The following is a 12,765-nucleotide window of genomic DNA, read 5'->3' on the forward strand; positions in this document are numbered from 1 at the left end:
GGGATGGGAGTTCCGGCGTGGGATGCCGGGGTGTCAGCGGCTGCGGCTCAGTGCCGCCCGCGCCGCCGGGGTCAGCGCGTCGCCGATGCGGTTCGCCAGCTCGGTCATCTCGTAGGAGACCTTGCCGACGTCGCACTGCGGGTCGGCGAGCACGAGCAGGGACGCGCCGTCGTTGAAGGCCATCGAGAACATGAAGCCGCCCTCGAGCTGGGTGACGTTGGAGATCACCGCACCGGCGTCGAAGAAGGCCGCCGCGCCACGCAGCAGACTCACCAGCCCGCTGCCGGTCGCCGCCAGCTGGTCCGCCCGGTCCGGGGGGAGGCCCCTGGTGGCGGCCACCATCAGTCCGTCGCTGGAGATCGCGATCGCATGGCTGACCTCGGTGGCGCGCTCGGCGAAGGCGTCCAGCAGCCAGCCGAGATCCTGTTGGTCGGTCACGTGCTCTCCCTGTCGGGTCAGTTGTTGATCAGGTTGGGCCGGCGTCCCGCCACGCCCCGCGCGTACGCGGCCATGGCGGTGGCCACCTGGGTCGGGTCGCGGTGCGCGGAGCGCTGCTGCGGCACGGTGACGCCGCCCGGCACCAGGTGCCGCTGCGGCTGACGCCGGGGCAGGCCGGACGTGGTGGTGGCGACGACCTCGGGCGCGTCGGCCCGGGCGGCGGTCTGCCAGGCGTCGTCGGCGGGGCTGCCCCACGGCCTCGCGTCCGCACGGTCGTCGTGGCCGGCCTGGAACCAGTGGTTGACCTCCTCGAAGATGACGAGTTCCTCGGTGGGCTCGTCACCTCGCCCGGACGGTGCCGGCGCGGGCCGGAACACCGGCGCCACCGGCAGCGCCCGGTCGGCCGCCGGGCTCCCCGCCCACGGCTGCGCCGGGCTTTCGGCCCACGGCTCCGGGGCCGCCCGGTACGCCGCCGGCACGCCGGTGGTCCGCGCCGCGCGCCGGGACGGCCTGGTGGGCGTGAGCAGGAACTCCTCCGGGGGCATCGGCCGGATGATCTCCCCGGGCAGCGCCGCCTCGGCGATGGTGCCGCGGCGGGGGCCCGGGCGGAGCTGGACGGCCGCGCCCAGCCGGGCGGCGAGCTGTCCCACGACGACCAGCCCCATCGCCCGCACGGCCGCGACGTCGATGGCGGGCGGACGGGCCAGCAGGTCGTTGAGCTGTTCGCGCCGCTGCGGGGAGAGCCCCACGCCTTCGTCGCTGACCTGGACGATCACCCGGTCGCCGAGGCTGCGGCCGGTCACCCACGCCTCGGTCCCCGGCGGGGAGTAGCCGGTGGCGTTGTCCATCAGCTCGGCCAGCAGGTGCACGACCTCGTCGACGGCGTCGGCCGCGACGGCGACGTCACCGTCGACCATGCCGAGACGGATCCGGGCGTAGTGCTCGATCTGGCTCTGCGCGGCCTGGAGCACCTGTTGCAGTGGCACGTCGTGCTGGCGCACCCGTCCCACCCCCACCCCGCCGAGCACCAGCAGGCTGGCGTTAATGCGCCCCATCCGGGTGGCCAGGTTGTCCAGCGTGTACAGCTGGTCCAGCCGCTCGGGGTCGGTCTCGTCCCGCTCGACCTTGTCGACCTGCGCCAGCACCGCGTCGACCAGCCGCTGCTCCCGGCGGCTGAGGTGGATGAAGATGTCGGCCGTGTTGGCCCGCATGACCGCCTGCTCGGCCGCCGTACGCACGGCCGCCCGGTGCACGGCGGCGAACGCCTCCCCCACCTCGCCGATCTCGTCGCCGCTGGACGGCTCCAGGGCCTCCGCGGACTGCCGGCGGGCCAGCTCGTCCGGGTCCACCGACGAGCTGTCCGGATGCTGGAGCCGGGCCACCACCTGCGGCAGCCGCTCGAACGCGACGGCGTTCGCCGCGTCGCGCAGCCGACGTAGCCGCCGCGTGATCTGCCGGGCCACCGCCCAGGTGACCAGGGCCGTGAGCAGCAGCGCCACCACCACGGCGGCCGCCTCCACGGCCGTGCGCCGCCGCTGGTCGGCGTGGGCGGACCGGATGTCGTCGAGCACCGCCGCGTCGACCCGTTGGCGCAGCTCGGCCAGGCGCACGGACCACTGCTGGGTCGCGGCGACCCAGGCGCCGAGGTCCAGCCGCAGCCGGCTGCCCGCCCGGGTCCTCGACACCTCGTCCTGCAACCGTTGGAGCAGCAGGGCGTCCCCGCCGCTGCCCGCCTGCTCCCACCAGCCCCGCCAGGCGGGCCGGGCGAGAGCCAGGAAGGACAGGCTGGACTCGGTGAAGCCGGACCGGGCGGCGGTGATGTCCTGCTGCATGGCGGGGGTCAGCTGGTCGGCCGCGACCGCGCGCAGGACGGCGACCTGCTGCTGGCCGGCCGCCTCGGCCGCCTTCGACAGCGCCGCCGAGGCGCGCATGCCGTCCGTGATCCGGGCGTTGACCGCCCCGAGGGTGACGCTCTCGCGGAGGCTGAGCAGGTCGGCGATCACGATCCGGTAGCTGAAGGTCATCGCCGACACCGAGGCGTGCGCCGCCGTGCGCACCTGTGCGCGCAGCGGCGGCAGGCCCTCCAGCGCCAGGTCGATCCGCTGCAGCGCGGTCCGACTGGCGGCGGGTCCGGAGGGCGCCAGCGCCCGCTGCCGGCGGTAGCGGGCAACGGCGTCGTCGGTGCTGCTGGTGGCGTCCGCGAAGGCTTCCTGCTGCGCGGCCGCGCCCCGGCTGAGCAGGTCGGCGGCGACGACGCGCTCGCGGTGCAGCCGGTGGGCCAGGTCGCCCGCGTCGGCGCCGAGGTGCGCCAGGAGCCCGAGGTCGCTCGCGCGGGTCGTCTGGCGGACGCTCTCGGTCAGCGCGAGGCCGGCGAATCCCATCACGGCGACCAACGGGGCCGCCACGATGAGGCGCATGCGGGTGGCGATCCGCCAGCCGCGGCGGCCGGTCGGGTAGGGTCGGGCCGCGTGGGACCTCGTGCTCGACGCCAAGATTGACTCCCGCGACTAATCCAAGACGGCCAATGCGCACATTGCCATTTGCACGTCTCATTCCGCCGGAACCCGCGCCCGCAGACCAGCCCTCGCGGTGGTACAAACGGCCCGTACCGGCATCTGTACCCAGGGTCGGCAGCGCCGGGCCGGCCCCGCGGTCCCGGCCCCGCGCAGGTCAGGGGTGCCCGGACCGCCCGCCCGAGGGATGCGGCGGGAGGTCCGCCTCCGGTTGCCCGCCGAGCACCTGGCCGATCAACTCCCGCAGCTCGTCGATCGCGGCCACCACCGCCTCCGGATCGCGCGCGTCGCGCCGGGCGACCGGCGGCGCGGGGACCGGGTCGAGCCCTGCCACCGCCGCGGATCGGGGGCCGCGGCGACCGTCCGCCGCCAACTGCTCCGCCGCGACCTGTGGCCACAACGCCGCCAGGCAGCCGCCGGTGCCGAGCACCTCGTCGCAGCGGACGGCGAACTCGTGGCTGCCGAACCGGCGACCGGACTCGACCGCCGCGACCGTCTCGCGGCTGAACCGCACCCGCTCCGCCAGCGCCCGCTGGGTCAGTCCCTGCCGGGTACGCCAGGCGCGCAGTTCGGAGCGGAACCGGTGGATGGCACCGGAGCCGTTGGCGCTCGACGGGGGCGTGCGATCCATGTGTTCACCTTCACGACGCCGACCGGCCGGCATCGGCATCGGCATCAATCGACATTGGGCGACGAATGGGTATTCGCAGGGGACAATTCTTAACCCATGACCCCACGGGTGTGAAGACGTGACTTCGGACGGTAGTCACCGGTCGCGGGTCGTCGGTCCCCCGGACGGCACCGTCGCGTCGACGACCACCGGCAGGCTGCGGTGGGCCCGGAAGGCGACGTTGGCCTTGTACGAACGGCGGTGACCGGCAGCCAGGCGCAGGCCGGGAACTGCCTGGCAGAGTCGGGTCAGCGCCATCCGCGCCTCCAGCCGCGCCAGCGCCGCGCCGATACAGAAATGCGGTCCGTGCCCGAACGACAGGTGCCCGTCCGCGTCGGTCCGGTGCGGATCGAATTGTTCCGGACGGGCGAACACCGCCGGATCCCGATTCGCGGCGCCGATCAGCAGCAGGCAGCGCGCACCCGCCGGAATGGTGACGCCGTCGAGGGTCACGGCTCGGCGGGTCACCCGCAGCCAACCGTCGATGGCGGGCGCGAAACGCAGCGTCTCGGTCAGGAACGCGGGGATCCGCCGGGGGTCCTCGCCGAGCTCGCGCCACCTGCCCGGGCCCGACAGCGCCTGGTCCAGTGCGTGGGCGAGCAACCCGGCCGTGGTCTCGTGCCCGGCGACCAGGAGGTTGAACACGATGCTCGACACCTCGGCCACCGTGAGCACCCCGTCGTCACCGTCGCGGTACGCCAGCAACTGGCTGACGTAGTCGTCGCCGGACGGGCCACCGGCGAGTCGCGCGCGGACCAGCTGCTCGCAGTAGCGCCAGAACTCCCACAGATCCCGCGCGAGCCGGACCTGTTCGGCCGGCTCCGGCCGCCCCCAGATCAAGGCGATCTGGCCGTCCCCCCAGGCCCTGACCCGCCCGACGTCCTCCTCCGGCACGCCGAGGATGTCGAGCAGCACCAGCAGGGGCAGTTCGGTGGTGAACTCACCGACGAGGTCCGCCCGCCCACCGGGGCGGGCGACGAGCCGGGACACCAGTTCGTCGACCCGGCGCTGGACGATCGCGCCGTACCGGTGCTCGACGCGTTCGGGGGTGTTGGCGAACGTCGCCCGCAGGGCCCGGCGGGTCCGGGGGTGCACCGGGGGGTCCGCGGCGGCGGTGGTGGGCGGCGCGTCGATGCGCGCGATGATCTCCATCGCCTCGGGGTAGACGTCGTAGATCGGCGCGAGGGTGAGGGCGTTGCCGAAGGTCTGCGCGTCACTCAGCGCGCGGCGGACGTCGGCGTGCCGGGTGATCAACCATAGCCCGAGGTCCGGGTCGTGGTGCGCCCTGTCCGGTTCGTCGAGCAGCCGCCGCCACACCTGTGCCGGATCGACGAGATACGCCCCCACGAACGGATCCAACCGCATGACCGCCTCCCGGGTGCCGTGGCCACGAACGGAATTGCCGAACGACTCCCGGGGAATCCGGTTGTCGCCGCACGCCTTCACGGTGCGCCCATTCCGGGGACAAGTCAATATCAGCGTTCTTCAATGCGTAGAGGTGCAATTTCCACGCCATCGGGTCGCGCGCGCAGCACGTCGTCCTGCAAGTTGCGGAATGTTTCCTGCCCGCTGGTAGCGGCGATGAACAGGGTAGACGACGCGGCGGCCGACATCGGGCACTCGCTGATCCCACCGGTCCCGCGTGTCCCGGGGCGGCAGCGCGGAAGGCAGTACGTAATCGACCGGGACCTCGGCCAGAAAACGCCGATCGGCATTCGCACGCCGCACCCCGAACGGGCCCGTGCGGCGCTGCGGAAGCGGCCGACCCGTCGCCGGAAGGAGGTTCCCCGGCGGGACGCGGCGGTCTCCGGAGGACGGCTGCGGGCCGGCCGGTGGCACTCCACCGGCCGGCCCAGGGTGGTGTCAGAGGGTACGGGCGAGACGGTCGGCGAGGATGCGGGTGAACCGGGACGGGTCGGCCAGCTCCCCGCCCTCGGCGAGCAGCGCCAGGCCGTAGAGCAGCTCGGCGGTCTCCTTCAGCGACTCCTCGGCGCCGCCCTGCTCGTGCGCCTTGCGCAGGCCGGTGACCAACGGGTGCCCGGGGTTGAGCTCCAGGATCCGCTTCACCGCCGGCACCTCGTGCCCCATCGCCCGGTACATCTTCTCCAGCGTCGGGGTGATGTCGTGGGCGTCGCCGACGACGCAGGCGGGCGAGGTGGTCAGCCGGGAGGAGAGGCGGACCTCCTTGACGGAGTCGGCGAGGGTGGTACCCATCCAGGTGAGCAGGTCGGCGAAGTCCTTGCGCTGCTGCTCGCGCTCCGCCTCGGCCTCCTTCTTCTCCTCCTCGGTGTCCAGGTCCACCTGGCCCTTGGCGATCGAGCGCAGCGTCCTGCCGTCGTACTGGCCGACGCGCTCGATCCACACCTCGTCGACCGGGTCGGTGAGCAGCAGCACCTCGTAGCCCTTGGCGCGGAACGCCTCCATGTGCGGCGAGTTCTCGATCATCGTGCGCGAGTCGCCGGTGGCGTAGTAGATGTCGCTCTGCCCGTCCTTCATCCGGCCGACGTAGCCGGCCAGGTCGGTCGGCTCGGCCGGGTCGTGGGTGGAGGCGACCGACAGGATCTCCAGGAGGGTGTCCCGGTTCTCCGTGTCGTCGATCAGGCCCTCCTTGACCGCGGCCCCGAACTCGGTCCAGAAGGTCCGGTAGCGCTCGGCGTGGTTGGCCTTCATGTCCTTGACGGTGGCCAGGATCTTCTTGACCAGCCGGCGGCGGACGACCTGGATCTGCCGGTCCTGCTGCAGGATCTCCCGCGAGATGTTCAGCGACAGGTCGTGGGCGTCCACGACGCCCTTGACGAAGCGCAGGTAGTTCGGCATGAGCGCTTCGCAGTCGTCCATGATGAAGACGCGCTTGACGTAGAGCTGCACGCCGCGGCGACCCTGCGGAGCGAACAGGTCCAGCGGCGCGTGCGACGGGATGAACAGCAGGGCCTCGTACTCGAAGGTGCCCTCGCCCCTCATGTGCACGATGTCCAGCGGGTCGGCCCAGTCGTGGCTGACGTGCTTGTAGAACTCCTTGTACTCGGCCTCGTCGACCTCGTCGCGCGACCGGGCCCAGAGCGCCTTCATCGAGTTGAGCGTCTGGGTCTCGGTGCTGGTCTGGTCGCCCTCGCCGGGACGCTCGACGGTCATCCGGATCGGCCAGGCGATGAAGTCCGAGTACCGCTTGACGATCTCCCGGATCGTCCACTCGGCGGTGTAGTCGTGCAGGTTGTCCTCGTCGTCGGCCGGCTTGAGGTGCAGGGTCACCGAGGTGCCCTGCGGCGCCTGCTCGACCGACTCGACGGAGTACGTGCCCTCGCCGGCCGACTCCCAGCGGGTGCCGCCGCTCTCCCCCGCCCGGCGGGTCAGCAGCTCCACCCGGTCGGCGACCATGAACGCCGCGTAGAAGCCCACGCCGAACTGCCCGATCAGCTCCTGACGCGCCCCGGCGTCGGAGGACTCCCGCAGCTGGCGCAGCAGCTCGGCGGTCCCCGACTTGGCGATCGTGCCGATCACCTGGACCACCTCGTCGCGGGACATGCCGATGCCGTTGTCCCGGACGGTCAGCGTGCGCGCCGCCTTGTCGACCTCGATCTCGATGTGCAGGTCGGAGGTGTCGACCTCCAGCTCCTTGTCGACCATCGACGCCAGGCGCAGCTTGTCCAGCGCGTCCGAGGCGTTCGAGATCAGTTCACGCAGGAAGACGTCCTTGTTCGAATAGATCGAGTGGACCATCAGCTGGAGCAGCTGACGCGCCTCGGCCTGGAACTCCAACGTCTCGGCCCGGTTGCTCACACCGTGTCCTTTCATCCTCGAAAGCCCACCGAAGGTTCGCGGAAAGGATACGAGCCGTCGCCGACGGCGAGACGACGGGACCGCGGAGCGTCGGAGGGCGTCGCGTTGCCCCCACACCCTAGTGTCGGGGGTGGCGTCGGAGTGGCCGCCGGGCGAAGCCGAGGGCTGGTGCGACCGCCGCAGCGGGCGGTCAGTACGGTAGGGATGTGTCTCTATGGATGGCCGCGATGTGGGGACTGGTCGGCAGCGCGGTGGCCGAGGCGCTGAACCTCTCCGGGATGATGCGCCCGACCAGCGAGTCCGGTGGCCGGTGGCAGTGGCCGTGGCGGGACCGGCGGGACGCCCCGATCGTCGTGTTCGCGGTGCTGCTCAGGACCGTGGCCGGCACCGGCCTCGCCGCCGCGGCCGGGGCGGGCGGCCTGGCCACCACGGCGTTCGCCAGCTTCACCTTCGGGGTCGCGGCGCCGCTGGTGATCGCCAAGATGTTCGACCAGGTCCGGGTGACGGGCCAGCCGACCGACACCGGTCGGGACGGCACGAGCGTCACGAGCGGCGAGCACGATGACGCGGCGTGAGAACCTGCGGGCCAGGTTCGTCTCCGCGCTGGCCGCCCGCCCGGCCACCACCGCCACCGCCGTTCCCGTACCGGCCCGGACGCGGCTCGCCGCCGCGCTGGCCGCGCGGCCGGTGGCCGCCCGCGCCGCCGGTCCGCTCCCCCACCCCGACGCCGGGGACGACGGTGACGGGAAGCTGACCCACCGGGTCAGGTCGGTGCTCGCCGGCCTGCTCGGCGTCACCACCGACCAGTTGCGGGTCGACGCCGACGGCGACGTCGGCATCCGCGCCGGGTCAGCCATGATCTTCGTACGCGCGCAGGACGACCCGCCGCTGGTCGACGTGTTCTCGCCGCTGCTCACCGGCGTCGACCCGACCGAGTCCCTGTACCGGCGGCTCTCCGACCTCACCAACGGGCTCGTGGTCGGGCGCGTCTACTGCACCGGCGACACCGTCTGGGCGTCCATCCCCGTCTTCGGGCAGGACTTCGCGCCCACCCATTTGCTGCTGGCCCTGCGGGCCATGATCGCGCTCGCCGACGACCTCGACGACCAGCTCCGGCGGGAGTTCGGCGGCAGCCGCTTCTTCGGCCCGGAGTCCGCCGGGCTGGTGGCGGTGCCCGACCCGACCGGCTACCTGCGCGACCTCGACCGGGCCGGCGCGAACGGGGCGGGCAGCGTCCTGGTCGACCTGCTGGCGGACCGGGGCCGGACGGGGGAGTTGCGGATCCGCGCCGAGCACGGCGACTGGCACGCCGCCGCCCGGCTCGCCGCGCTGCTCGCCGAGGAGGGGCGCACCGACGAGGCCGAACGGTACTGGCGGGTCGCCGCCGGGCAGGGTGATCCGCGCGCCCGCGACGAACTGGCCGCCCTGCTGGCCGCCCGGGGCCGGCACGACGAGGCGGTCGACCTGCTGCGGCAGGCGGTCGACGGCGGAGACTGGCGGCACCTTCCGCTGCTGCTGACGCTGCTCACCGAACGCGGCCTGGTCGACGAGGCCGTCGAGCTGCTGCGCCGCCGGGCCGCCGGCCAGGACTGACCGTCCGCGCCCGGCGAGGCCGACCTGGCATGTCGAGGTGTGGGGACGCGGGAGCCTGGGTACAGAGACCCGCTGGGGTGCCGGACGTGCAGCTGAATCCGGGTGCCAGGATGTGCGGGTAACACCAGCAAGGGTCGTCGGGGCCCGGAAGTGAGGGCTGCGATGAGGTGCGACCAAGGGTGACGCGACCCACGGGGGACCTGTTCGCCGACGGTGGTGAGACCGGGCGGCTGATGGCGCGCCTGGACTGGGCCGCCACCCCACTCGGCCCGGTCGACGGCTGGCCGCAGAGCCTGCGCGCCGCCGTCCGGATGGTCCTCTCCTCCCGCTATCCGATGCTGCTGCTGTGGGGTGACCGCTTCACCCAGCTCTACAACGACGCGTACTCCGCCCTGATCGGCGACAAGCACCCCGACGCGCTCGGCGGCGACGTGCGGGTCACCCTGGCCGAGGGCTGGGACGTGCTGGCCCCCCTGATCGACGAGGCGATGGCGACCGGGGTCGCCAGCTGGGTGCCGGCCCTGCAACTGCTGCTCGACCGGGCCGGCTACCGCGAGGAGGCGTACTTCAGCGTGTCGCACGCCCCCGCCCGCGACGACGAGGGACGCACGGTCGGGGTGCTCACCGTGTGCAGCGAGGTCACCGAACAGGTCGTCGGGGAGCGCCGGCTGCGCCTGCTGCGCGACCTCTCCGTCGGCGGCGACGGGCGGACCGTCGACGTCCAGAGCACCTGCCTCCGGCTCGCCGAGGCCATCGGCGGGCACCCGCTGGACGTCCCGTTCGCCGCGATCTACCTGCGCGAGGGCGCGCTGCTGCGCCGCGCCGCCTGCGTCGGCGGGGAGCCCGTGGCCGCCGCCCTGCCCGCCACGCTGCCGGCGGGCGAGGAGCACGAGTGGGGGCTGGCGGGCGCCGCCGCCGGCACGACGACCGAGGTGGCCGGCGTCGACCGGCGACTCGCCCTGCCCGCCGGGCCGTGGGGCGACCCGCTCCGTACCGCCCTCGCCCTGCCGCTGCCCTCCGCCGAGGCGGACCAGCCCCTCGGGGTGCTGCTGGTCGGGGTCAGCCCGAGCCGGGGGCTGGACGAGGCGTACCGCGCGTTCCACGCGCTGCTGGCCCAGCAGGTGGCCGTCGCCGTGCGCAACGCGCAGGCGTACGAGGAGGAACGCCGGCGGGCAGAGGCGCTCGCCGAACTGGACCGGGTCAAGACCGGCTTCTTCACCAACGTCAGCCACGAGTTCCGGACCCCGCTGACGCTGATGCTCGGCCCGCTGGCCGACGCCCTCAACGACAACGAGCATCCCCTGCCGGCGGCGCAGCGGGAGCGGGTCGACACCGCCTGGCGCAACGCCACCCGGCTGCTCACCCTGGTCAACAGCCTGCTCACCTTCTCCAGCCTGGAGGCCGGGCAGGCACACAGCCAGGCTCGCGAGGTCGACCTGGCCGGGCTCACCACCGAGCTGGCCAGCGTCTTCCGGGCGGCCGTCGAACGCGCCGGGCTGCGCCTGGAGGTCGATTGTCCGCCGTTGCCCCGCGCGGTCTCCGTCGACCCGGTCAACTGGGAACGCATCGTCACGAACCTGCTGTCGAACGCACTGAAGTACACCTTCGTCGGTCGGATCCGGGTCGCGCTGAGCGCCGACGACGAGGAGGTGCGGCTGACCGTCGCCGACACGGGCATCGGCATCGCCGAGGAGGACGTGCCCCGGCTCTTCGAACGCTTCCACCGGGTGCAGGGCGCCCGGTCGCGTAGCCACGAGGGCACCGGCATCGGGCTCGCCCTGGTCCGCGAGCTGGCCCGCCTCGAAGGCGGCGACGTGCGGGTGGAGAGCCGGGTCGGGACGGGGACGACGTTCACCGTGGCGCTGCCCTGGTCCGCCGCGGGGCGGACGGGCGGGCCGGCCGCGCCCGTGGACGGGGTCGGGGACGCGACCCGGGCCGCCGTCCAGGAGGCGATCGGCTGGCTGGCCGACCCGGCGCAGGCGGGGGCGTCCGCGCCGGCCGGGCCGCCGACACCGGCGTACGGTGCGGTGGACGCGCTGCGGCACGCGCGGATCCTGGTCGCCGACGACAACGCCGACATGCGCACGTACCTGGCCCGGCTGCTGGGCGAGCAGGGCTGGCGGGTGGAGACGGTCGGCAACGGCCGGCAGGCCCTGGAGGCGATCCGCCGGGAACAGCCCGACCTGGTGCTCACCGACGTGATGGTGCCCGACGTCGACGGCTTCGAGCTGGTCCGTCGGCTGCGCGGGCAGGCCGACACCCGGACGCTGCCGGTGGTGGTGCTCTCCGCGCGTGCCGGCGAAGACGCCAGCGTGGAGGGGCTGGACCTGGGCGCGGACGACTACGTCGTCAAGCCCTTCGCCGCAGCCGAGCTGATCGCCCGGATCCGGGCCACCCTGCACGGCGCCCGCACCCGGGGGCACCGCCGGGGCGACGCAGCGGCCGACGCGGGCGGCCTCGGCGGCACGACGCCCGACGCGGGCGGCCTCGGCGAGACCGTCCCCGACTCGGCGACCGGGAACGGCGGTGCGCAGCCGGCGACGCCGGCCGGCCCCGAGGGCGGCCGTGCGGCGGGCGCCTCGGCCGGTTCATCGGCCGTGGGTGGCGGTCCGGTGGACGGGCCGCCGGCGGCCCCGGGCGAGGGTTCGTCCGTCGGCGGGAACGGGGCGCACGCGCACAACGGGGGCCGGCGGCCGGCTCCAGAGCACCTGGCCGCGTTGGACACGGGCTGGACGTACCCCTCGAAGCCCACCTCCGCCGCCGCGATGCGCCGGGACGTGCGGGCCTCGCTGGAGGACCTGGACGTCGACGCGGACACCGTGGCCGATCTCCTGCTGGCCGCCTCCGAGGCGGTCAACAACGCCGTCGAGCACGCCCAACGCCCGACCCGTCCCGAGGTGCGGGTACGGCTGCGGGTGGCCGATGACACGGTACGGATCTCGGTGCGCGACTTCGGCACCTGGCGGGACCGCCGCCCGGCCATGGACCGGGGGCGGGGCGCCACGCTGATGAACGCGTACGGCGACGTGCGGTTGGTATCCACCGCCGACGGCACCATCGTCACCATCGAACGCCGCCTGCGGCCCACCACCTGAACCGGGGTCGTCTCCCGCTGTCGAGCTGAGTCGTCTGCGGCATCGGCCCCTTGGGGGCGTGCACCTCGGCGCCCTGTCGAGCTGATGTCGTAGACGATTCACCATGTCCCGTTCGGCACAATCGTCTGGAACCCGCGGACGCAGGCGGAAGGCCCGCGGACGCAGGCGGAACACGGCGAGGACGCGTGGCGGTCCAGTGCCGGCGGGGGCAGCGTGAGTCGTTTGCGACATCAGCTCGACAGGGCGCTCCCCGCACCAGGCTCACCCGGCGACTCGGCGGCGGCGGACTGCGACGTCACTGGCCGTTTGTCCGTTTGGCGGCGTCCGGTCGATGTCCGGATGTCGCGGGCGTCCCGCGCGTCCCGTGGTCGGCGCCACCCGGGCGGCGGAATCGCGGGCGGGCCCGGGTCGTTGAACATGGCATACCCACGGCGCTCCCCCGCGCCACGGTGGCCCGAACAGCCGGCGGAATGCATGGCCGGGCCGGGTCGTTGAGATCCCCCTGGACGCCCGAGCAGGCCCCCGCCGCCGGAGCGATCCCCTCCGATCTACCCCCTTTCCGCGGCGCACCCGCCCCCCTTGGCGTGTGTCGCGTACCCCCGATCGAAAGGTGCCGACCATCATGCGTACCGACATCTTCCGCAGGACCGCTCTGACCGTGGCCGGGCTCGCCTTCACC

At 73.6% G+C, this 12,765-nt stretch carries 9 protein-coding genes; 3 read left to right on the forward strand and 6 right to left on the reverse strand.

What is annotated here, in order from left to right:
• Nucleotides 1–33 precede the first annotated feature (33 nt).
• From AB0G13_RS18015 to htpG, 6 genes are all read right to left on the reverse strand, one after another.
• On the reverse strand, nucleotides 34–438 hold the full coding sequence (locus tag AB0G13_RS18015) for a roadblock/LC7 domain-containing protein (protein WP_091094994.1): 405 nt from the start codon (nucleotides 436–438) through the stop codon (nucleotides 34–36).
• 17 nt (nucleotides 439–455) lie between these two features.
• A complete protein-coding gene (locus AB0G13_RS18020) occupies nucleotides 456–2,855 on the reverse strand; it encodes a nitrate- and nitrite sensing domain-containing protein (protein ID WP_357875481.1) in 2,400 nt (799 codons plus the stop codon).
• A 253-nt stretch (nucleotides 2,856–3,108) separates the two neighbouring features.
• Nucleotides 3,109–3,582, reverse strand: a complete 474-nt coding sequence (locus tag AB0G13_RS18025; protein WP_357875483.1) for a helix-turn-helix transcriptional regulator — start codon at nucleotides 3,580–3,582, stop codon at nucleotides 3,109–3,111.
• Between the two features lie 135 nt (nucleotides 3,583–3,717).
• Nucleotides 3,718–4,986, reverse strand: a complete 1,269-nt coding sequence (locus AB0G13_RS18030) for a cytochrome P450 (protein ID WP_357875485.1) — start codon at nucleotides 4,984–4,986, stop codon at nucleotides 3,718–3,720.
• 110 nt (nucleotides 4,987–5,096) lie between these two features.
• Entirely contained in the window at nucleotides 5,097–5,234 is a 138-nt protein-coding gene (locus tag AB0G13_RS18035) for a hypothetical protein (protein ID WP_357875487.1), read from the reverse strand.
• 250 nt (nucleotides 5,235–5,484) lie between these two features.
• Complete coding sequence (gene htpG / locus AB0G13_RS18040; RefSeq protein WP_357875489.1) at nucleotides 5,485–7,398, reverse strand: molecular chaperone HtpG; 1,914 nt, start codon at nucleotides 7,396–7,398, stop codon at nucleotides 5,485–5,487.
• Nucleotides 7,399–7,604: 206 nt separating this feature from the next.
• On the opposite strand from htpG, the gene AB0G13_RS18045 reads away from it, so the two are divergent.
• The 3 genes from AB0G13_RS18045 to AB0G13_RS18055 all read left to right on the forward strand — a co-directional run bounded on the left by AB0G13_RS18045 (nucleotide 7,605) and on the right by AB0G13_RS18055 (nucleotide 12,086).
• Nucleotides 7,605–7,973 (forward strand): hypothetical protein, encoded by a 369-nt coding sequence (locus AB0G13_RS18045; protein ID WP_357875491.1) that lies wholly within the window; start codon nucleotides 7,605–7,607, stop codon nucleotides 7,971–7,973.
• On the forward strand, nucleotides 7,960–8,991 hold the full coding sequence (locus AB0G13_RS18050) for a hypothetical protein (RefSeq protein ID WP_357875493.1): 1,032 nt from the start codon (nucleotides 7,960–7,962) through the stop codon (nucleotides 8,989–8,991). Before AB0G13_RS18045 ends, AB0G13_RS18050 begins: the two co-directional genes overlap by 14 nt.
• Before the next feature lie 179 nt (nucleotides 8,992–9,170).
• Nucleotides 9,171–12,086: an ATP-binding protein gene (locus AB0G13_RS18055; protein WP_357875495.1), complete on the forward strand. Its 2,916-nt coding sequence runs from the start codon at nucleotides 9,171–9,173 to the stop codon at nucleotides 12,084–12,086.
• The last annotated feature ends 679 nt before the right edge of the window (nucleotides 12,087–12,765 follow it).

It is taken from the genome of Micromonospora sp. NPDC023633, assembly GCF_040640035.1.
In the GTDB taxonomy this organism is placed as follows: domain Bacteria; phylum Actinomycetota; class Actinomycetes; order Mycobacteriales; family Micromonosporaceae; genus Micromonospora.

Bases quoted from the DNA above. Each gene is read 5' to 3' on its own strand.
- AB0G13_RS18020 (WP_357875481.1), bottom strand. From the start codon at position 2,855: ATGCGCCTCATCGTGGCGGCCCCGTTGGTCGCCGTGATGGGATTCGCC.
- AB0G13_RS18025 (WP_357875483.1), bottom strand. From the start codon at position 3,582: ATGGATCGCACGCCCCCGTCGAGCGCCAACGGCTCCGGTGCCATCCAC.
- AB0G13_RS18030 (WP_357875485.1), bottom strand. From the start codon at position 4,986: ATGCGGTTGGATCCGTTCGTGGGGGCGTATCTCGTCGATCCGGCACAG.
- AB0G13_RS18035 (WP_357875487.1), bottom strand. From the start codon at position 5,234: ATGTCGGCCGCCGCGTCGTCTACCCTGTTCATCGCCGCTACCAGCGGG.
- AB0G13_RS18050 (WP_357875493.1), top strand. From the start codon at position 7,960: ATGACGCGGCGTGAGAACCTGCGGGCCAGGTTCGTCTCCGCGCTGGCC.